This is a genomic window from Sphingomonas piscis (assembly GCF_011300455.1).
Classification (GTDB): domain Bacteria; phylum Pseudomonadota; class Alphaproteobacteria; order Sphingomonadales; family Sphingomonadaceae; genus Sphingomicrobium; species Sphingomicrobium piscis.
In genome coordinates this window covers 1,936,529-1,957,053 of sequence record NZ_CP049869.1, presented here as the reverse complement: position 1 = coordinate 1,957,053, position 20,525 = coordinate 1,936,529, and the positions used below count along the sequence as shown (strand labels likewise).

Here is a 20,525-nt window from a genome sequence, read left to right as displayed (position 1 = left end):
ACGCGTAAACCGTGTAAACTTCCCCTTGGTGGAAATCCTATGAACCCCCGCCTGACCGGCTTCCTGATCGCCGCCGTCATCTTCTTCGCCGATCAGATGACCAAGTGGGCCGTGACCGGCCCCCTTGGCGTGAACGAGGTCGGCGACCAGCTCATTCTGCTGCCTTTCTTCAGCCTGACCTTCACCCAGAATTTCGGGATCAGCTGGGGCTTTCTCCATGCCGACACCGACCAGATCCGCTGGCTGCTGGTCGCCTTCACAGCCGCGATCGCGGTCGGCGTGACCTATTGGCTGGTGAAGGAAAAGGAACAGTGGGAGCGGGTGGCACTCGGCCTCGTCCTCGGTGGAGCCGTCGGCAACATTCTCGATCGCGCCCGGCTAGGCTATGTGGTCGACTTCGCCGACCTGAACTTCCGCAGCTGGCCGCAACAGCTATGTTGGTCGTATAGCGATGGTGTCTGCCGCCCCTTTTTGATCTTCAATGTCGCCGACGCAGCGATTAGCATTGGCGTCGTCATCCTGTTATTGCGTGCGCTCCTCCACAAGAAGGAGGAACCCAAGGAGAACCATGAACATGCGTAAGGCCGTGCCCGTCCTGATCATCGCGGTAGCGCTGAGCGGCTGCTCCGCCTTTCGCAAGTCGGCCGCGCCCGACGAGTTCGCGGTCGCGCGCAACGCACCCCTGATTATCCCGCCCGATTACACGCTGACCCCGCCGGTCGCCGGTACCGCCGGCCTCAGCCCGCAGGACGCGCAGGGTCAGGCGATCGACGCTCTGTTCGGCGGCCCGGCACCGCGCAGCGCGACCGAGAGCAGCTTGCTGGACCGCGCGGGCCGCGATCGTGCCACCGTCGGCATCCGCTCCACGGCGGGTGATCCGGATACGCGGGTCATTGACAAGGGTACGGTAACCACTGCCATTCTAAATGCACCGCAGTCGGATGGGCAGGTAGCGTCGGCCCAAGTCCCGCAGTGAGCGTACCTCAATAGGTTTGCCAGGGGGGTCCATGGCCGAAGAAAGTCTCTCGTCCCGCCTCGTCGAGATCGAATCGATGCTCGACCGCTCGCGGCGGCGTTTCGAGGAAGGGTCGCGCCTCGTCGAGGATGCGCACAAGCTGCTTGGCGATCTCCAGCAGGAACTGCTCGGCTCGCCGGGTGAAATCGGTGCCGAGGACAGCGACGAGGTCAGCTCCAAGCTGCTCGCTTCCCTGAAGGCCAGCGGCGGCGAGATGCCGGAAAGCCTGTGCGGCGGCCGCCTTGCGGTCGACCAAGTGCAGCGCCTGATCCGCATCGACGGTCATCCCATCGGCATTACCGAGATGGAATATCGCGTACTGGAACTGCTCGCCTATGCCCGCAACAATGTCGTCACCCGGGCGATGCTGCTGAAGCATCTCTATCGCCGCGCCGACGATCAGCCGCAGCCGAAGATCATCGACGTCTTCATTTCCAAGCTGCGCAAGAAGTTGCGGATGGCCTCGGGCGGTGCGGAGTTCATCGAGACGATCCCGCAGCGCGGCTGGATCCTTCGCGATATCGAGGCGCAAGCGGCTTAGGGTAGCCGGACCCGCGGGAGCGGGGCAGCGAAGGGATTCAGACTTTCTTAGCCCTGCCCCCTTACTTTCGGGCAAATGCTGCACCTCTTCCCCGACTCGTCAACCGCGACTCCGCTTTCCGGCGAACCTTATGCGGAGGCGGTTACCCGCCTCGCCAGCATTCGCCACGCGCTTCGGCTGGTCGATCCGTTCGCCGGCCCGGCGCCGGACGAGGATGGAGATTGCGACATCGCCGCCGTCTGGCCGACCGCAACGGAAGCCAAGCGCAGCGTCTTCGACACGCAATCGGCACGGACCGCATCCGGCGCCGCCGCCGGAATCGAAGCACTCCTTGCTGCCCGGGCTGCCGGCTTCGAACCGCATCAGGCGGCCAGCACCGCTTTGGTCGACGAGATCCGCCGTGAGCTCGACGCCGTGTCCCGGATGATGCTGGGCTAAGCGGGTCCAACCGCCTTCGGGGTATCGGGATCGGCGCCCCACTCGCTCCAACTGCCATCGTAGAGCTTTGCTGAGTCATTCCCCAGCAGGTGCGCGGCAAAGATCAGGCTGTTGGCGGTCACCCCGGACCCGCAGGTCGAAGTGAACGGTTCCATCGGATCGACTCCTGCCACCGCGAATAAGGCTTGAAGCTCGTCAGGGCCCTTCATCGTTCCGTCGGCATTGTAGAGCGAAGCCATCGGCAGGCTGCGCGATCCCGGGATGTGACCGGGCGCCAGACCCGGCCTGGGCTCGGGTGACCGACCCTCGAACCGTTCGGCGCTGCGCGCATCGACGATCGTTCCGCTCCCGGGCAGCTCTGCCTTGGCGGCGACATCCCGTCGTTCCGTGGCCTCGAACCTTGCAGGGCGAGGTTTTGGCTCGCCGCTTTCCACCGCCCGTCCTTCCGCGGCCCACTTCTGGAACCCGCCATCCAGAATCGCGACCTGGGCGGCCCCGAAATGGCGGAAGGTGAACCAGCCGCGCGCCGCGGTCCGGTGCGGGCTGTTGTCGTAGACGACGATGCGGTCGCTGCTCGACACACCGATCCGCTCAATCGCCGCCGCGAACTGGTCCGCGCTCGGCAGCATGTGCGGCGCTGGGTTGGATCGGTCCGCGACCTCCGTGATGTCCATCCGCACCGCGCCCGGGATGTGAGCTGCAAGGAACTCGGCTTCTGCATCGCGGCCAAGCTCGGGCAGGAAGAAGGTGCAATCGACGATGCTGAGGTCGCCGGCGCCGAGCTGATCGGCGAGCCATCCAGTGCTGACGAGGCTGTCCATCGCCTTTCTATACTCCCTTCATGCGAAGGGTTAAGGGGCGCGCATGGACGTCAAACATCTCGGACAGACCAGCCAGCTTCCCGCTTCGCCGGAACAAGCAGTGCTCGACTATGTGCCCAACCCGCGCAGCGGCACCCTCTATCTCGTGCGCTTCGCGGCACCGGAATTCACCTCGCTATGCCCGGTCACCGGCCAGCCGGACTTCGCGCATCTCGTCATCGACTATGCGCCGGGCGAGACGATCGTCGAGAGCAAGAGCCTGAAGCTCTTCCTCGGCTCCTTCCGCAATCATTGCGGGTTCCACGAGGATGTGACGGTCGGCATCGGCCAACGGCTCACCAACGAGATGAAGCCGCGCTGGCTGCGGATCGGCGGCTATTGGTACCCCCGCGGCGGCATTCCCATCGACGTTTTCTGGCAGACCGGCACGCCGCCCGAAGGGCTGTGGGTGCCCGACCAGGGCGTCGCCAGCTACCGCGGCCGCGGCTGAGCCTAGCGGTACGTCGCCTCCACTTCCGCGTCCGGCTCGGCCGTTGCGGGCGCATCCTTCGCCTGGCCCCGAGTCCAGGCGTAGAGGCCGAGGATGATGGCCGTGAACAGGATGATGCCCAGCGGCGTCGCCAGCGGGAATTCCTCGACCAGCGCGAGAACCTCGCCGGCATTCTCCGATCCCGCGCGTTCGGCGGCTGCGACGATGCCCGCATAGAGCACGCCCATCAGACTTTCGCCGACAATGAGGCCCGTGGCCATCAACGTGCCCATTCGTTCGGCGAAACCAGGGTTGGACTGACGCTCGGCCCAGCGATTGTAGAACCAGCCGAGCAATGCGCCGATCGGGATCAAAAGCGTGAGGTCCATCGGCAGATAAATGCCCATGCCGACGGCTAGCCCCGGCAATGCATATCTGCCGGCGCTGCCCTTGCGAAGCAGCTCGTCGGCAATGATCACCGCAACGCCGATGGCAGCGCCGATGCCAATCAGGTTCCAGTCCAGATTGTTGCCGAGAACGCCCTGCGCGATCGCCGAGATCAGCGCGGCCTGAGGCGCGGCAAGCGCATTCTCACCCGCACCGGGCGCACCCTGAAAGCCGAAGGCGCTGTTCAAGAGGTCGAGGATCGGCGGGATGACGAGCGCGCCGAAGATGACGCCGAGCACCAGCGCCACCTGCTGCCGCCACGGCGTCGCGCCGACCAACTGGCCGGTCTTGAGGTCCTGGAGATTGTCGTTGGAGATAGTGGCAACACCGAAGACGATGGCGGTGACGAACAGGGCAAAGGCGACCAGCGCCTTGGTCGTGTTCGGGTCGGAATGGCCGCTTCCGAACAGTGCCGCGAGGATCAGCGAAATGCCAAGCACCGAAAGGATGCCGACGCCCGAAATCGGGCTGTTGGATGCGCCGATCAGGCCGGCCATGTAACCGCACACGGAGGCAATCACGAGGCCGGCGCCGAGGATGTAGAGGATCGACAATCCAATCGTCGTTCCGCCGGCAGCAGCGATCGGACCCGACTGCGCGAAGCCGGTGAGCAGGAAAGCGATCGGGATCATGGCGGCAAGGATGGTGCCGCCGACGATGGTGATGGGAAGGTCGCGCTCGGTCAGCGCAAGCGTCTCGCCAGCGCCCCGTTTGCGGTTCGCCGCAAGTGCCGCGCTAATCCCCTTGAGAATTGGGCCGATGATCTTGAGCAAGGTCCAAATGGCGGCAACGCCGATCGTGCCTGCGCCGACGAAGCGGACCTGCTGGCGGAAGACGGTGCCCGTGAAGTCGCTCAGTTCGCCAGCGGGGATGCCCTGGCTGGCCGTCAGCCACGGCAGCAGGCCCGCCCGTGCGATCAAAAGGCCGATGATCATCGCGATTCCGACCGACATGCCGACGAGATGGCCGACGCCGATCAGCGAGGCGGAGAAACTTACGGACGCGCTTGTCGCACCGGCGCCGACGCGGAAGCTGCGCTCGGCCGCCTCGGCGACGATCCGGGTCTTGGCGAACATGAAGTAGAAGGCGGCAGCGATGCTTGAAACGACGATGGCGCGGAGCCCCCGGCGGTTTTCCTCGACCCCGCCGACACCTGCACCGACCTTCAGCACCTCGGCTGCCGCGACACCCTCCGGATACGGCAGATCGCTGCCCGTCACGAGGGCCCGGCGGAGCGGCACCGAATACATGACGCCCAGGATACCGCCGATCGCGATTACCGCGACCGACAGCCAATATGGGAAGCCCGTCCACCAGCCGACCATGATGAGGCCGGGAAGCACGAACACGATCGCGCTCAGCGTCCCCGCCGCCGAGGCGATTGTCTGGACGATGTTGTTTTCCTGGATCGTGGAATCGCGGAACGCCTTGAGCAGCGCCATGGAAATGACCGCCGCGGGAATGGACGTCGCGAACGTGATGCCGATGCGCAGGCCCAGATAGACGTTGGCAGCCGTGAACAGGACGGTCAGCAGGGCGCCGAGGATGACGCCGCGAAAAGTCAGCTCCCGAAGGCTGCTCGATGCTGCCGTACTGGTAGTCGCCATATCGTGTCTTTCTTTCAGTTGGCGCAAATGTCTGTTGGAGCGGGAGTGGAATGCCGTCTGACGACGCGCCAGCGGCCTTCGTCAAAGGCCCACACGTCCGTCAGCAGCACGCAATCTTCGATTTCCCGGCCGAGATATTTGAGCTTCCAGCGTGCGTGAATGGTGCCGACCATCACCTTGTCGAGCACTGTCGCTTGATGAACCTTCAGCTCGATAGTGAGCGGATCGCGTTTCTGGATGGCGTCCAGCCACTCCTCACGGCTCATGGTGAAGGCGCCTGTCGAGCGCGTACCAATCAGAACGAAGTCGGGATGAATAAGGGCGCTGAGCCGGTCCATATCCTTGGCGCACAGCGCATCGCGCCACTCATTCTCCAGTTCGGCGATCAGCGCGCAATCACCGGCCACGGAGCAGTCCTCCGAGCAGGCCGCGAAGCAGCTGACTGCCGAGCTGACGGCCGACCGAGCTTGCCGCCGCGCGCGTTGCCGACGTGATGATCTTGTCTGTCATGGTCGGCTTGGCGGCTTCGCGCGCGGCACGGGCCTGGTCCCGTTCTTCCTCACGGCGGCGCTGGGAGTCGAGACGCTCCTGCTCCCGTTGCAGCTTCAGCCGCTCGCGCTCGGCGGCAGCGTCGGCCTTGGCCTGAGCGGCAGCAACTTTCTGCTCTTCTGCGCGAGCTCTCGCCTCCGCTTCGTTAGCGGCGGTCATGGAAACGCGCTCGGCGAGGATTTCCTCGGCAGACTCGCGATCGATCTTGAGGTCGTATTTGCTGCCGATCTCGTCGGTGGTGATCAGCAGTTTGCGCTCTTCCGCGGTGATTGGCCCGACACGTGATGCGGGCGGCTTGATCAACGTTCGCTGCACCGGCGAGGGCGAGCCGTCGGGCTGAAGCAGCGACACCAGGGCTTCGCCGACCTTCAGCTCGGTGATGGCGCTGGCGACGTCGATCGCCGGATTCGGGCGGAAGGTGTCGGCGGCCGACTGCACCGCCTGCTGGTCGCGTGGGGTGAAGGCGCGGAGCGCGTGCTGGACCCGGTTGCCGAGCTGGCCGGCGATCTTCTCGGGAATGTCGATTGGGTTCTGCGTGATGAAGTAGACGCCGACGCCCTTCGAGCGGATGAGGCGCACGACCTGCTCGACCTTCTCGAGCAGCGCCGGGGGCGCATCGTCGAACAGCAAATGCGCTTCGTCGAAGAAGAAGCAGAGCTTCGGCTGCGGCAGGTCGCCGACTTCGGGCAATTGCTCGAACAGCTCGGACAGAAGCCACAGGAGGAAGGTCGAGTAGAGCCTGGGGCTGGCCATCAACTTGTCGGCGGCAAGCAGGTTGACGATGCCACGGCCTTCGGAGTCGATCTTCAGGAAATCCGAAAGGTCGAGCGCGGGTTCACCGAAGAAATGGTCACCGCCCTGGCTGCGCAGCTGCAGCAGGGAGCGCTGGATGGCGCCGACCGACTGCTTGGAAACATTGCCGTAGGAAAGCGTGAGTTCCTCAGCACGCTCACCGCAGTTGACCAGCATCGCCTGCAAATCATCGAGGTCGAGCAGCAGCAGGCCGTCCTTGTCGGCGACGTGGAATGCGATGGTGAGAACGCCTTCCTGAACCTCGTTGAGGTTGAGCAGCCGGGCGAGCAGCAGCGGGCCCATTTCGCTGACGGTCGTGCGGATCGGATGACCCTGGATGCCGAACAGGTCCCATAGCTGCGCCGGGCTCTCACGATAGGCCCAGTCGGCATAGCCGATGTCGGCCGCGCGGGCGGCAAAGATATCGTGGGTCTTGCCCGCGGGAGACCCCGCCATCGCGAGACCCGCAAGATCGCCCTTCACGTCGGCAACGAAGGTCGGGACTCCCGCAGCCGAGAAGCCCTCGACGATCCCTTGCAGCGTGACCGTCTTGCCGGTGCCGGTCGCGCCGGCGATCAGGCCGTGGCGATTGGCCCTGGATAGCTCCAGCCGCTGCGGCTCGACACCGCCGGCTCCGCTGCCGATGAATAGATTAGTGGTCGGCACCCTCTCTCCTCACCTACTCGTTTCGCCGAGTGCGGTGCGGAGCGCAAGAGGGTGCCGCCTTAGCGTTGCGGACGAAGGTCCAGCGTGGCGAATGCCTCGGGGCCACTGCCGCGCTTGACCAGCAAGGCAATCCGGGGAGCGCCGGCGCGACGTGCCGCGGCGATCGCCTCGACCACCTGTGCCGGGCTCGTGACCCGACGGTTGCCGATCGCCACGATCAAATCGCCTTCCCGAAGCGCCTCCTCACCGGCGACACTGTTGGGATCGACACCGGTGATGACCACGCCGGTCGAACCGGATGGAAGCTTGTAGCGGCTGAGGAGCGCAGGATTGGCCGGCGCAAGCGAGAGTCCGAGCGTCTGGGGAGTCGGCGTCGCCGGCGTTTCCGGCGTCACCGATCCACTGTCGTCGCCAAGCAAACGTGCGAGCTGCTCATCGGTCGGGCGAAGCCCAACAGTGACGGTCACTCTCTGCGGCTTACGGTCGCGGAGGATGTCGATCGGCACCCGCGATCCGACCGGGATGTTGGAAATGAGGTAAGACGCCGACTGTTCGGGGTTCACCTCTTGCCCATTGACCCGGACGATGACGTCGCCCTGCTGCAGGCCGGCCTTGGCAGCAGGCTCGCCGGGCACGACGGAGCGGACGACCTCGCCGCGGTCCTTGGGCAGACCGAAGGCTTCCGCCAGATTCTCGTCGAGCGGCTGAAGGCCGACACCGAGATAGCCGCGCTGCGGGCGCTGGCCGCGGCGGAGCGAGTCGATGACTGGCCGTGCTGCCTCTGCAGGGATCGACAGGCCGATGCCGACTGACGCGCCAGTCGGTGAGATCAGCGCCGAATTGACTCCGATGACATTGCCGTTGAGGTCGAACATCGGACCGCCGCTATTGCCCATGTTGATGCTGGCATCGGTCTGGATGTAGCGGTCGTAGGCACCGCCGCCGGTGATGTTACGGTGAAGCGCGGAGATGATCCCCGCGGTCACTGTGCCGCCCAGGCCATAGGGGTTGCCGATCGCCAGCACCCAGTCGCCGACCCGCGCGCGCGTGCTGTCACCCCAGTTGACGTAAGGCAGGTTGGCGCCGTCGATCTTCAGCAGCGCGAGGTCGGACGCCTGGTCGCGCCCGACGATCCGCGCGGGATATTCCTTGCGGTTCGTCAGGGTAACGACGACCTCGTCCACGGTGCCATTGCCGGTCTGGCTCTGGATCAGGTGGTTGTTGGTTACGATGTAGCCGTCGGGAGAGATGATGAAGCCGGAGCCCAGCGACCCCGTTTCGCGGGTGCGGCCCTGACCGCCCTGCCCCTGACCGCCCTGGGGGGTACCGTCGCCGTCATCCTGACCTTGCGGCGTTCCGGGCAAGCCGAACCGGCGCATCATCTCAGCAAACGGATCGCTCTGGCTGCGGACCGGGACGCGCTGCTTGGTGGAGATGTTGACGACCGCCGGCTGCAAGCGCGCGGCGAGGTCGGCAAAGGATTGCGGCGCGCCGTTCGGCGGCATCGCAGCCGGAGCGTTCTGCGCGACCTGCGCCCCGACCGGGCCGGTCGCGATCGACAGAGCGGTTCCACCTGCGAGCAGGGCCATGGTGACCCCATAGGCATAACGCACTTTCCTGGACTCCTTCGAGCTCATCGATACTCCATCATTCGGCTGTTGTGCGCAAAGGCTAAGTGGGGATCCCCTTAACGCCGATTGAATGCGGTAAGTTCAGCGCCCACGGCCGGTAAATTCCCGGAGATATTCGTTCTGGGGCGACAGGATGATCGTGGTGTCCGCGCCCTTGTCCTCGCCATTGGGCAGGAAAGTCGACTGGTAGGACTGCATCGCCCGGTAGAAGTCGTAGAATTGGGGGTCCTTGCCGAAGCTCGCCGCATAGATGCGCGCGGCTTCAGCGTCGGCCTCGGCGCGGATGATCTGCGCCCGCTTCTGGCCCTCGGCAAGGATAGAGCGCGCTTCCTGCTGCCGCGCAGTGCGCATCTGTTCGAAAGCGGTATCGAGCGGCGTGCCGTCGGGCAGATCCGCCTTCTTGATGCGAACGTCGACGATTTCGACGCCATACTGGTTGGCGACGCGGTTAAGCCCTGCCTGAATATTGTCCATCAGTCCGGTGCGCTCGGGCGACAGCAACGCCGCGAAAGGTCGCCTGCCGAGCTCGTTGCGGAGCTGGGAGCCGAGGATCGGCGCCAGTTGCTGCTCCACCCCTTCCACCGAACGGGCCGCAAGGTACATCTGCAGCGGGTTGACGACGCGATACCGAGCGAACGCGTCCACCTCCAACCGGCGCTGGTCGGTCGACAATACCTGCTGCGTGTCCATGTCGAGATCGCGGACGCGCTTGTCGATCCAGACAACACTCTCAACGAAGGGAATGGTGAAGTTGAGGCCCGCATATTGACGGCCGATCAGCCGCACAGGCTTGCCGACGCGAGTCACGACTCCTTGCCGGGTTTCGGTAACAACCGAGACACTGGACAGAAGCAGCATCAGCAGAGCGAGCAGTGCGGCGCCGAGTGCAATCGGATGGCGGCGGATGATATCGGTCATTGGGCAGGCCTCGGAGCGGGCGAGCGCCGCACTTCGCCAAGCGGCAAATAAGGCGTCACACCGGGCGTTTCGACGATGGTCTTGTCGACGTTGCGGAGCACGCGCTCCATCGTCTCATAATACATGCGGCGGCGCGTGACCTCCGGCGACAGCCTATACTGCTCGTAGACCTTGTCGAACGCCGTTGCCTGTCCCTGAGCGAATTGGCGCTGCTGAAGGGCGTAGGCGGTGGCATTGTTGACGTCCGTCTTGGCAGCCTGCTGAGCCGCGGTCACGGCCTTGAAGGCTTCGTTGACGGCGGCCGGCGGGTCGGCCTGACGGAGCGCAATGCCCTGAACGATCACTCCCGACTGATAAGCGTCGAGCGTCTTTTGCATCTCGTCGGCGACGCGGGCTTCGATAATACCGCGCTGTTCGCCCATGGCGCCATTCAGCGACACGTTGGCGATCACCGAGCGCATCACGCTTTCGGCGACCTGGCGGATCGTCTCGTCCGGTTCGGCAAGCGAGAAGAGATATTGCTCCGGATCGCGGATCTTCCAGCGCACCTGGTAGGCGATGTCGATGATGTTCTGGTCGGCCGTCAGCATCAGGGTTTCTTCCTGACCCGAGCCGATGGCGATTTCCTGGATCTTGTCGACGTCGACCTTTTGAACGTTATCGACTGGCCACGGCAGAGTCAGGCTGAAGCCTGGTGACAAGGTGTGACTATAGCGGCCGAAGCGGGTCACGACCCCGCGCTGCTCGGCGGCGATCACGTGCATCATGGAGGAAAGCAACGCGACCAGAAGGACGGCAAGGATCCCCCAGACGATGAACGAGCGGTCGGGTGCCACCGGCAGCTTACCGCCACCACCGCCGAACCGGGCGCGGCCGCGCTTCAGCAGATCGTCGAACGAGGCCGCGCTCGGACGGCTGCTGGCCGGGCGTCGCGCGCCGCTTACGGGCTGTTCGCCCCACGGCCCCTTGTCCGGTGCCGATTGCGGCTCGTCACCGGAGGAACCGTCAGACGATCCCCATGGTCCCTTATTGTCTGCGAACAGGCGCAGGGCACGGCGGCCCACCCCCACAAAGATGCTCATAAGCCCTGTATAGGAAGCCCGGGCCACGAAAAACAGTGGCAACGGTCTTTCGACCACCTATGTGACCGCCGATGGCAGACACAGCGGCTCCACTTGCAGAATTGGACAAGGTTGCGGACGCGGGCCGTATTCGCTCGCGCAAGCTCGACGGCGGCATCGCAACGCTCGTCGTGGATGTGACCGGACTTGGCGATCAGGACCGGTCGGCGCTCGAGCGATCGCTGCGTTCCGCCGCCCTTGGCATTGCCGGCGTGTCGGAGGTCCGCATCGCGCTGACCGCGGCGCAACAGTCCCGGACGATCGTGGCGGTGGGGAGCGGCAAGGGCGGTGTGGGCAAGTCGACGCTGACCACCAATCTCGCCATCGCCCTGGCGCGCGCGGGTAAGAGAGTCGGCGTCATCGATGCCGACATCTACGGGCCATCACAGCCGACATTGCTCGGAAGTGAGGAGAAGCCGCGCGCCGAGAACGACCGGCTGATCCCCGTCGCCGCACACGGCATCCGCTTTCTCTCGCTCGGCCAATTGGTCGGCGCCGGGCAGGCCTTGGCTTGGCGTGGGCCGATGGCGACGGGTGCGCTCAGCCGCCTCATCGAAGCAGACTGGGGCGATTGCGAGATCATCCTGGTCGACCTGCCACCAGGCACCGGAGACGTTCAGCTAACCCTGCTCCAGAAGGCGCGGCCGGCGGGCGCGGTGGTCGTGTCGACCCCGCAAGACCTGTCGCTTATCGATGCGCGGCGCGCGATCGACCTGTTCGGCAAGCTCAACGTGCCGGTGCTCGGGCTCGTGGAAAATATGGCGAGCTATGTCTGCCCCCATTGCGGCGAGTCATCCGACCCCTTCGGTACCGGCTCGGTGGAGCGCGAGGCCGCAGCAATCGGCGTGCCGTTTCTTGGCCGCCTGCCGCTGTCCCGCGCCATTCGGGCGGCGTCCGACGAAGGGGTGCCGCCTGCTTCCGGCACCGGATCCGAATCCGACGCCTTTGCCGAGCTTGCCGGCAAGCTCCTGACCGCACTGGATACCGCGGCCGCCTGACGCATTGTTGCGCAAGGAGGAGCGACCATGCCGCTGACCCGTGACGAAGACATTGCCGAGCTGCTGACCAAGGCACGCACGATCGCGCTGGTCGGCGCGTCCGACCGGCCGAACCGTCCGGCCTATGGAGTGATGAAGTTCATGCAGGACTGGGGGTACCGCGTGCTGCCGGTCAACCCGCAGATCACCGGCGAGCATGTCCACGGGGAATTCGTGTGGCGGGAGCTGTCGCAAATCGGGGAGCCGATCGACATCGTCGATATATTCAGGCGGCCCGATGCGGCCGGCGAAGCGGTCGACCAGGCGATTTTCGTCGGTGCAAAGGCGGTGTGGCTGCAGATTGGCGTCATCAACGAAGAGGCGGCAGCGCGGGCCGAGGCGGCTGGCCTGAAGGTCGTCATGGATCGCTGCCCCAAGATCGAGATCATGCGGCTTGGGCTGCCGAAGGTCGCCTAGGCCGCGCCCACCGTCATCTCGGGAATCAGGATCGTCGGCGCATCGACACCGCGGCGGAACTCGAGGTCCGATCCGGGTTCCAGCGTTGCGAACATGTCGAGGAGGTTGGACGCAACCGTAATCTCCGCCACCGGTTCGGCAATCGCCCCATCGCGTACCATGAAGCCCGCGGCACCGCGGCTGTAATCGCCGGTGACTGGATTAACCCCCTGCCCGATCAGCTCGGTAACCAGGATCGCCTCGGGGAAGGCGGCGAGCAGTTCCTCGCGGGTGCGCGGGCCGGCGGCAATGTAGAGGTTGCTTGCGGCCACGCCCGGGCCACCGCCCACGCCGCGCGCCGCATGGCCCGTCGGTGCAATGCCGAGCTGCCGCGCCGAAGCGCTGTCCGCCATCCAGGTTCGAACCACCCCGTCGGCGACCAGCTCGGTGCGGTCCACGCTCAGCCCTTCCCCGTCGAACGGCCGCGAGCGAAGCCCGCGCGGGCGAAGCGGATCGTCAATGATGGTCACGCCGGCCGCAAAAATCCGTTCGCCCAGCTTACCGAGCAGGAAGCTCGATTTGCGGGCAATCGACTGCCCGCCGATCGCCCCAGCGAAATGCCCGAGCAGCGATGATGCGACCCGCGGGTCGAACAGCACCGGCATCTTGCCCGGCCGCGGCCGGGTTGGATTGAGGCGCGCCACTGCACGCTCGCCCGCCAGTCTGCCGATCTCGTCCGCGGCATCCAGGTCTGCCAGGAAGCGGGTGCTGTGCCAGGCACTGTCACGCTGCATCCCGGCACCCTCCCCCGCGATCACCCCGGCTGCGACGCTATGGCTAGTGCTGGAATATGCGCCGGAAAAGCCGTGCGACGTTGCCAGAGCGACCACCGATCTCGAGGCGCCGGCGCTTGCGCCGGTGGAGTTGGTGACCCCTGCGACCGCCAGTGCTGCAGCTTCGGCCGCCAGGGCGCGTTCGTGCATGTCTTTCGGCTCGACCGGCTGCGGATCGTAGGAGTTGATTGCCGGGCCGTCGCCGTGATGAAGCCGGTTGGCAGGCGCCAGCCCCGCAAACGGGTCTTCCGGCGCTTCCCCAGCCATGGCTATCGCCCGCTCGACGAGCGCTTCCAACGCCTCGTCCGACAGGTCCGAAGAGGACACGCTGGCGGAGCGCTGCCCGAGGAAAAGGCGAAGGCCGATTTCCTCGCCTTCAGAGCTGCCGACGGCTTCGAGCGCGCCCATGCGCACCTCGACGCTGCTGCTGCCTTGGGCGACGTAGATGGCGTCGGCGGCGTCCGCTCCGGCCGCAACGGCACGCTCGACAAGCTTCTCCGCTCTGTCGCGGGACTGATCAATGGAAAGCATGAGGCGCGACTAGCCTGCCGACAGCCCGACGACCAGCATGCCCGCAAAAACAAGAAAGCCGCACGTGCGGTTGGAACGGAACAAGGTAAGCGCCCCCGCCGGATCCTTTGGGTCCGCACGAAGTGCCTGGTTGGTGAGATGGAGTGCCGCGGGGACCAAGGCAAGCAGCGCCAACAACTGCGGCCGGACGCTCCAGATCGCGGCCGCCCACAGGACCATGGCGACAGCGTAGAAGATTGCGATCCCAAGCGGAGCCTTGCTGCCCATTCGCCGGGCGGAGGAGCGAACGCCGACCAAGGCGTCATCCTCCATGTCCTGAATGGCATAAAGCGTGTCGTAGCCGATCACCCAAGCGATGCTGCCGGCGTAAAGGAAAAGGGGCGCGACGGCGAGTTCGCCGGTCACGGATGGCCAACCGACCAGCGCCCCCCAGGAGAAGACCAGTCCAAGCCACGCCTGCGGCCACCAGGTGATCCGCTTCATGAAGGGATATGCCGCGACGGGGGCAATGCTCCCAAGCGCCACCAGTTGGGCGACCGGCGTCAGCTGCAAAAGGACGATCAGGCCGATGCCGCAGAGGAGCAAGGTCAGCACCCATGCCGATCGCCTCGACACACGGCCGCTCGCCACGGGGCGAAGCCGGGTCCGCTCGACCGCGACGTCGAGGTCCTTGTCGACGATGTCGTTGTAGACACAGCCTGCGCTGCGCATTGCGAAAGCGCCGATCAGAAACCATGCGAACAGGTCCCAGCGGCCCTCAACGCCTGCAAGCGCCACGCTCCAAGCGCAGGGCCAATAAAGAAGCCAGGTTCCGATCGGACGGTCGATCCGCATCAGGGATGCATGGGGGCGAAGGCGGGGCGGCAGAGCGCCGATCAGGCCGCGCCGTTCGCTATCGGGGACGATGTCTGCGACTACTGTCATGCCCGGTTCTTAGCGGCTTCGCCCCCACATGTCGCCGAGTTCGCGCCCGTAACGAACCTTACGCGCCGTCGTGAGTTGAGCCGTCATGCCCTTCCTCCGAACCGATGCCGACATTGCTTCGCAACCCCGGTACATGGGTCCAGCCGAAGGGAAACGTCAGTGATCGAATGTCATTTGCTCAAGCTGCGCGCGCGCACCGACATCAACGCCGCCGAAGAGCAGGCAATCCGCGACCTGGTGAGCGACGTTCGTGAACATCCTGCCGACACGGTGATCGTGAAGGCCGGCGATGAACTCAGCGCCTCAACTCTGCTGATCGACGGAATTCTTGCCCGCTCGCACAATCTGGCGGAGGGTGGGCGGCAGATCACCGAACTGCACGTAGCCGGAGACTTCGCCGACCTTCACGGCTTCACACTCAAGCGGCTCGACCATGATCTGGTGACCATGTCCAAGTGCCGAACCGCAGTGGTGCCCCACGACCGGCTGATACGACTGACCGAAGAGTTCCCGCACGTTGCGCGCTGCTACTGGTTCGGCACCAACCTCGATGCTGCCATTCACCGCGTCTGGGAAGTGTCGCTCGGGAGGCGTCGGGCATCGCCGCGGATGGCGCATCTGTTTTGCGAGATGCATGTTCGGCTCGGCATCGTCGGTCTGACGGACGGTTTGTCATTCAACCTGCCGTTGACGCAGGACGAGCTTGCCGATTGCCTTGGGCTGACGGCGGTGCACGTCAACCGAACGCTCAAGGACCTGCGCGAACGCGAGTTGATCGATTTCCGAAGCGGCCGGGTCATCATTCACGATCTCGACGGCTTGCGAGAACTTGCGGAGTTCGACCCGGCCTACCTCTACCTGGAAAAGCGCCCGCGCTAGCGAAGCGTCAGGCGCACCAGCGACTTGGCGGGCATGCGCACCCGCAGCTTTCCGCCGGACCAGCTAGCACCATTGAAGCGCACCGGCGTCACCTCGGGACGAGCACCGAGACGATTCTGCGCATCCATTTTCGACGCGGTCAAAACCAGTCCCTCAATGCGGCGACCACGGAAGGCGCCGAGGTCCAGTTCCAACGTCGCATTCTCATCCGGGTCGACGTTGACGAGTCCGACATGCACGGCGCCGGCCTTGTCCCGGGCCGCCGTAACATCAACGGCGGGCACAGAATCCGCGCCCGCCCGGAACTCGGGCGAAGAAACCTCAAGCGGCAGTGCGGTCGCGCCCTGGAACGGCTGATACATCATGAAGGCGTGATAGGTCGGCGTAAGCGACATCTGCGGCCCGTTCGTTAGGATCATAGCCTGAAGCACGTTCACCATCTGCGCGATGTTGGCCATGTGGACGCGGTCCGCGTGGCGGTGAAAGATGTGGAAGTTGGTTGCCGCAATCAGCGCATCGCGAAGCGTGTTTTCCTGCTGCAGGAAGGCGGTGTTGGTGCCGGGGGTCGCGTCGTACCAGGTGCCCCATTCGGCGACCATCAGGCCCAGCTTCTGTTCCGGGTCGACCGCGTCCATGCGCTTGTCATGTTCGGCGATATAGGTGTCCAAGCGCCGCGTGCGGGCGAAGGTGGCGGCCCAATCGGCTTCCGTGAAGCCGACGGCCGGGCCCTTCTTGTCCCAATTGCCCGTCGGCAGCGTGTAGTAATGGAGCGAAATGGCGTCGAGTTCGCCACGCTTTCCGGCCAGCACCTTCTCGGTCCAGTCGTAATCGTCGCCCGACGCGCCGCCGGCGATCAGGGTCACGCCCTTTTCGTTGAGGAAGGTCGAATATTGGCGCGCCATCGGGGCGAAATCGGAGGCGGTGATGTTGGCGCCGCAGCCCCACATCTCGTTCCCGATGCCGACATAATCGACCTTCCACGGCTTGTCGCGGCCGTTGGCCCGGCGAAGCTTGGCCATCGAGCTATTCGAGGGGGACGTGATATATTCCAGCCACTCGCGCGCCTCACCGGCGGTCCCGGTGCCGACATTGACGTTGAGGTAGGTCTTGGCGCCGATCAGCTCGGCGAAGTCGAAGAATTCGTGGGTGCCGAAGTGGTTATTCTCTTCGGTATTGCCCCACCACATGTTGAGCGTCACCGGACGCTGAGCGCGCGGGCCGATGCCGTCGCGCCAGCGGTAGATGTCGGCGAAGCAGCCGCCGGGCCAGCGGACCACCGGCACCTTAAGCGCCTTCAAAGCATCCACGACATCGCGACGATACCCGCGGACGTTGGGAATGGAGGAATTTTCGCCGACCCAGATGCCGCCGTCGATGCCGGTGCCCAGATGTTCGGCGAACTGACCGTAAATTTCTGGGCGGATGACGGGTCCGGTCCCGGTCGAATTGACCGACGCCGACGCGCGGATCTCGGCAAGCGCCGGGCTGGCCGTTAGCGCTACCATCGCCAACAATGCGGCTTTAACCGTCAACTTCATCGATCATCCTCCCCTTACTTTTGCTTACTCGACCTTGGCGGCCTTGGCCGACGCATAGGCTTGCGTACCCTGCGTATAGATCAGGTCGTTCGGTGCAATATCAGTTATTGCAAAATCCTGTTTGGCATCCATCGCAGCATAGATGGGCGCGAAGTCCTGATCGAGGGTCTGGTGCAGCAGGTCTTCGAAACTGTCGATGACGAAGTAGGTCTGCTGATAATCGTCGATCCGGTAGGGTGTGCGCATCACCCGTTCCAGGTTGAAGCCGATCCGGTTGGGTGAGGGATCATCCAGTGCGAAGACGGACTCGCCCGCAGACGAGACGATCCCGGCGCCGTAAATTGCGAGGTCATCGCCATTGCGGATGAGGCCGAACTCGACCGTGTACCAGTAGAGCCGGGACAGACGCTGGATGGCGCCGAGCTGCGTCGCGCGCTGGCCGCCCTTGCCGTAAGCCTGCATGTAATCGGCGAAGACGGGATGGGCGAGCAGTGGCACATGCCCGAAGACGTCGTGAAACACGTCCGGCTCTTCAAGATAATCGAGCTGGTCGGGGCGGCGGATGAAATTGCCCGCAACGAAGCGGCGGTTGGCGAGATGATCGAAAAAGGCGCCGTCCGGAATCAAGCCCTCGACTGCGACCACCTGCCACCCGGTCCTCTTCATCAGGATGTCGGATAGCTGTTCGAAATTCGGAATTCCCGGCCCCTCAAGCCCAAGCAGCTTCAGACCGTCGAGAAATTGAGGAACGACCCTTCCGGGAAGAAGCTTCGTCTGCCGCGCGTAGAGCGCGTCCCAGGTGGCATGTTCTTCCGCGGTGTAATGGCTCCAGTTCTGCGGGATGGTGTAGTCGCCCGCAGGAGGCTTCATGGTTCCAGGGCCCAGATCATTCATGAGCATCATAATAGCTGATGTGCCGAATGGATGCGAATGGGCCTAGTTGATGCTGTTCCTCGGCAGTGCGGGGAGCGGCGCTTCGATGCTGCAGATGACGCCTGCCGGGCGAAAGTCGATCGACACCTTACCACGCAGTTCGGCCGCAAGTCCCCGCTCGATCATGCGGGACCCGAAGCCACGGCTGCTTGGAACGATAACAGGTGGGCCGCCCTTCTCCTCCCAGCAGAGCTGAAGGATTGGCTCAGGGCTATCGTCCACGTGCCACCACACGTCAATCGTGCCCGCATCGTTGGACAGTGCTCCATATTTGAGCGCGTTGGTGGTGAGTTCGTGGATTGCCATCGCGACGGAGACGGCCGTTTGCGGCGCGAGCAAGACATTGTCGCCGCGAATGGATACCCGTGACGACGCGCCGCCCGATGCCGCCTCGACGCTGGTGGCGATGATTTTATCCAGCGGGGCCTGCTCCCAGTTTTGGCGGGTAAGTAGATTGTGCGCGGCCGCAAGCGCACTCAGCCGGGCATTGAACGTGTTCCGCGCATCTTCGGTCGGCGTGTCGTCGCGGAAGCTCTGCTGAGCGAGACTTTGGACGATCGCCAGCGTGTTCTTCACCCGGTGGTTGAGCTCGTTGATCAGCAGATGCTGATGGGTTTCCGCCTGCCGCCTCCGTTCGATCTCGCGCTGTGCATCCTGGTAGAGCCGCGCATTGTCCATCGCGATCGCCGCTTGCGCCGCGATCCCGGTAAGCAATTGCTCGTGCGCTTCGGTGAACTTGCCGGTGTCTTCGTGCCCGAAGAACAGGCCGCCGATGACGTTCCCGTCGCGCGCCTTGACGGGGACGGCAAGGTAGCTCTGGACGGGCAAGTGGCCCTTGGGCTTGCCGAAATGCGGCGCCCACTGTCCATAGCGCGGGTCTGCCAGGATGTCGTCGGACCGGACGTTGGCGGTGCCGTCGAAGGTCGGCTTGAACACCGGCGTCGCCCGCGGGTGACCGAAGCCGTCGAACTGCGACTTGTCCGCTCCGGAAAGGGTGTAGAGCGTCAGGATTTCGCCGCTGTCATCGTTCACATTGTAGAAGAATGCGCCGAACTGAGCACCGATCAGCGCGACGCCGGCGTCCGTGACCCGCTGAACGATGGACCCGACGTCCAGCATCGAAGCCAAGGCATCGCCGGTCTGGTTGAGCACCTCAAGGTTGCGGGCATACGCCTCAAGCGCGAGTTCGGCTTCCTTGCGGTCGGTGATGTCGTAGATCACCCCCGCGAAGCGGACGACGTCCTGAGCGGCGTCGAGCACCGCTTCAGCCCGGCGCGCAATCCATCTGATCTGCCCGGTGTCGGGTCGCCGAATCCGATATTCGATATAGCCGAGCGCGTCGGCGCTAAGATCCTTGTTGCCCGTAACCACCCGGTCCATGTCATCAGGCAGGATCGCGCGGAGCAGGTCGTGAACACTGAATTGTTCTTGATACGGCACGCCCCAGATGCGGCAGAACTCCTCGGACACGAGGATGCTGCCCAGCTTGGGGAATAGCTCAAAGGTCCCGACCTTGCCGGCGGTCTGAGCGATGCTGAGGCGGTCCTGAGCGACCCGGAGCGCGGTGACTTCGTAGCCCGTCACGAAAATGCCGGTGACGCTGCCTGCCTCGTCGACAATCGGTTGGTAGACGAAGTCGACATAGGCCTGTTCCAACTCGTCCCCGGGACGGCGCTGGATCATCAGCGGCACCTGCTGCCCTACAAAGGGCTTTCCGGTGGCGTAGACCTGGTCGAGAAGCTCGAAGAAACCCTGCCCCGCGATCTCCGGAAGCGCGGTGCGAACCGGCTTGCCGATGATATCACGATGGCCGACAAGTTGCAGGTAGGCAGCGTTCGCCAATTCGAACACATGGTCCGAACCCACCAGCAGCGCCATGAAAGCCGGAGCCTTGCCGAACAATTGTTCGAGCCGGTGCCGCTCGGCGGCATTGCGGCGGACGGCGAGCACCTTTTCCGTCGTTTCCGTACAGGCGCAGAAAACCCCGGCGATCTTCCCGTCGTCATCCAGCGCCGGCGAGTATGAGAAGGTGAACCAGGTCTCCTCATCATAGCCGTGACGGTGCATGAGGAGCGGCAGGTCTTCCAGCCAGGTCGCCTCGCCGGCGAGCGCGCGGTCAGCCAAAGGCCCGACGTCGTGCCAGATTTCCCACCAGATTTCCTGAAAAGGATTCCCGAGCGCCTGGGGATGCTTGCCGCCAAGGATCGGCACATAGGCGTCATTATAAATGAAGGTCAGATCAGGGCCCCACGCAACGAACATCGGGAAGCGCGAATGGAGCATCAGGTCGACAATGGTGCGAAGCGACTGCGGCCATTGCGCCGGGGGGCCAATGGGCGTTCCATCCCAATCGCGTTGTGCGATCAGGGCGCGGACGGAGGCGGGACCTTCACCGTTACGCTGTGGGTCAGCCGGAAGCACGACCCCTGCCCTAGCGGT

Annotated in this window: 20 protein-coding genes; 8 read left to right on the top strand and 12 right to left on the bottom strand. The window is 64.5% G+C overall.

All coding sequences use genetic code 11. The annotated features are described in order from the left end of the window. The first annotated feature begins 39 nt into the window (after nucleotides 1-39). From lspA to G7077_RS09835, 4 genes are all read left to right on the top strand, one after another. On the top strand, nucleotides 40-582 hold the full coding sequence (gene lspA / locus G7077_RS09850) for a signal peptidase II (protein WP_166411547.1): 543 nt from the start codon (nucleotides 40-42) through the stop codon (nucleotides 580-582). Then, a complete protein-coding gene (locus G7077_RS09845; protein WP_246167141.1) occupies nucleotides 569-976 on the top strand; it encodes a DUF3035 domain-containing protein in 408 nt (135 codons plus the stop codon). The genes lspA and G7077_RS09845 overlap by 14 nt, the downstream gene beginning before the upstream one ends. A 31-nt stretch (nucleotides 977-1,007) precedes the next feature. Beyond that, nucleotides 1,008-1,556, top strand: coding sequence for a winged helix-turn-helix domain-containing protein (locus tag G7077_RS09840; RefSeq protein WP_166411546.1), 549 nt, complete (start codon nucleotides 1,008-1,010; stop codon nucleotides 1,554-1,556). Between the two features lie 75 nt (nucleotides 1,557-1,631). Continuing rightward, on the top strand, nucleotides 1,632-1,994 hold the full coding sequence (locus G7077_RS09835; protein WP_166411545.1) for a hypothetical protein: 363 nt from the start codon (nucleotides 1,632-1,634) through the stop codon (nucleotides 1,992-1,994). On the opposite strand, the gene G7077_RS09830 is transcribed toward G7077_RS09835, so the two are convergent. Further along, nucleotides 1,991-2,815, bottom strand: a complete 825-nt coding sequence (locus G7077_RS09830; RefSeq protein ID WP_166411544.1) for a sulfurtransferase — start codon at nucleotides 2,813-2,815, stop codon at nucleotides 1,991-1,993. The two genes, G7077_RS09835 and G7077_RS09830, sit on opposite strands and share 4 nt — an antisense overlap. Before the next feature lie 43 nt (nucleotides 2,816-2,858). Here G7077_RS09830 and queF point away from each other — a divergent pair, with 43 nt between their 5' ends. Continuing rightward, a complete protein-coding gene (gene queF / locus G7077_RS09825; RefSeq protein WP_166411543.1) occupies nucleotides 2,859-3,305 on the top strand; it encodes a preQ(1) synthase in 447 nt (148 codons plus the stop codon). Nucleotides 3,306-3,307: 2 nt separating this feature from the next. Here the strand turns inward: queF and G7077_RS09820 are convergent, their stop codons facing one another. From G7077_RS09820 to hflK, 6 genes are all read right to left on the bottom strand, one after another. After that, a complete protein-coding gene (locus G7077_RS09820) occupies nucleotides 3,308-5,338 on the bottom strand; it encodes an OPT family oligopeptide transporter (protein ID WP_166411542.1) in 2,031 nt (676 codons plus the stop codon). A 14-nt stretch (nucleotides 5,339-5,352) separates the two neighbouring features. Further along, complete coding sequence (locus G7077_RS09815) at nucleotides 5,353-5,745, bottom strand: nuclear transport factor 2 family protein (RefSeq protein WP_166411541.1); 393 nt, start codon at nucleotides 5,743-5,745, stop codon at nucleotides 5,353-5,355. Continuing rightward, a complete protein-coding gene (locus tag G7077_RS09810) occupies nucleotides 5,735-7,345 on the bottom strand; it encodes a helicase HerA-like domain-containing protein (RefSeq protein ID WP_166411540.1) in 1,611 nt (536 codons plus the stop codon). Before G7077_RS09810 ends, G7077_RS09815 begins: the two co-directional genes overlap by 11 nt. Nucleotides 7,346-7,404: 59 nt before the next feature. Then, complete coding sequence (locus G7077_RS09805; protein ID WP_246167140.1) at nucleotides 7,405-8,982, bottom strand: trypsin-like peptidase domain-containing protein; 1,578 nt, start codon at nucleotides 8,980-8,982, stop codon at nucleotides 7,405-7,407. A 75-nt stretch (nucleotides 8,983-9,057) separates the two neighbouring features. Beyond that, nucleotides 9,058-9,894, bottom strand: a complete 837-nt coding sequence (gene hflC / locus G7077_RS09800; RefSeq protein ID WP_166411539.1) for a protease modulator HflC — start codon at nucleotides 9,892-9,894, stop codon at nucleotides 9,058-9,060. Continuing rightward, the gene (hflK, locus tag G7077_RS09795) at nucleotides 9,891-10,976 is read right to left on the bottom strand and encodes an FtsH protease activity modulator HflK (protein WP_166411538.1); all 1,086 of its coding nucleotides are present in this window, start codon (nucleotides 10,974-10,976) and stop codon (nucleotides 9,891-9,893) included. Before hflK ends, hflC begins: the two co-directional genes overlap by 4 nt. 71 nt (nucleotides 10,977-11,047) lie before the next feature. Here hflK and G7077_RS09790 point away from each other — a divergent pair, with 71 nt between their 5' ends. After that, the gene (locus G7077_RS09790; RefSeq protein ID WP_166411537.1) at nucleotides 11,048-12,013 is read left to right on the top strand and encodes an Mrp/NBP35 family ATP-binding protein; all 966 of its coding nucleotides are present in this window, start codon (nucleotides 11,048-11,050) and stop codon (nucleotides 12,011-12,013) included. A gap of 27 nt (nucleotides 12,014-12,040) precedes the next feature. Beyond that, nucleotides 12,041-12,469 carry a CoA-binding protein gene (locus G7077_RS09785; protein ID WP_166411536.1) on the top strand — a complete coding sequence of 143 codons (429 nt, stop codon included), beginning with the start codon at nucleotides 12,041-12,043 and terminating at the stop codon, nucleotides 12,467-12,469. On the opposite strand, the gene G7077_RS09780 is transcribed toward G7077_RS09785, so the two are convergent. Then, nucleotides 12,466-13,812, bottom strand: a complete 1,347-nt coding sequence (locus G7077_RS09780) for a TldD/PmbA family protein (RefSeq protein ID WP_166411535.1) — start codon at nucleotides 13,810-13,812, stop codon at nucleotides 12,466-12,468. The two genes, G7077_RS09785 and G7077_RS09780, sit on opposite strands and share 4 nt — an antisense overlap. Nucleotides 13,813-13,821: 9 nt before the next feature. Next, the gene (gene ubiA, locus G7077_RS09775; protein ID WP_166411534.1) at nucleotides 13,822-14,736 is read right to left on the bottom strand and encodes a 4-hydroxybenzoate octaprenyltransferase; all 915 of its coding nucleotides are present in this window, start codon (nucleotides 14,734-14,736) and stop codon (nucleotides 13,822-13,824) included. Nucleotides 14,737-14,895: 159 nt separating this feature from the next. Between ubiA and G7077_RS09770 the strand changes: the two genes are divergently transcribed. Beyond that, a complete protein-coding gene (locus G7077_RS09770; protein ID WP_246167139.1) occupies nucleotides 14,896-15,615 on the top strand; it encodes a Crp/Fnr family transcriptional regulator in 720 nt (239 codons plus the stop codon). On the opposite strand, the gene G7077_RS09765 is transcribed toward G7077_RS09770, so the two are convergent. The 3 genes from G7077_RS09765 to G7077_RS09755 all read right to left on the bottom strand — a co-directional run bounded on the left by G7077_RS09765 (nucleotide 15,612) and on the right by G7077_RS09755 (nucleotide 20,507). Beyond that, nucleotides 15,612-17,153: an alpha-N-arabinofuranosidase gene (locus tag G7077_RS09765; protein ID WP_166411532.1), complete on the bottom strand. Its 1,542-nt coding sequence runs from the start codon at nucleotides 17,151-17,153 to the stop codon at nucleotides 15,612-15,614. The genes G7077_RS09770 and G7077_RS09765 overlap by 4 nt on opposite strands. 24 nt (nucleotides 17,154-17,177) lie before the next feature. Continuing rightward, complete coding sequence (gene phhA, locus G7077_RS09760; RefSeq protein ID WP_246167138.1) at nucleotides 17,178-18,023, bottom strand: phenylalanine 4-monooxygenase; 846 nt, start codon at nucleotides 18,021-18,023, stop codon at nucleotides 17,178-17,180. A gap of 66 nt (nucleotides 18,024-18,089) precedes the next feature. Then, nucleotides 18,090-20,507 (bottom strand): HWE histidine kinase domain-containing protein, encoded by a 2,418-nt coding sequence (locus G7077_RS09755; protein WP_166411531.1) that lies wholly within the window; start codon nucleotides 20,505-20,507, stop codon nucleotides 18,090-18,092. Between the last annotated feature and the right edge of the window lie 18 nt (nucleotides 20,508-20,525).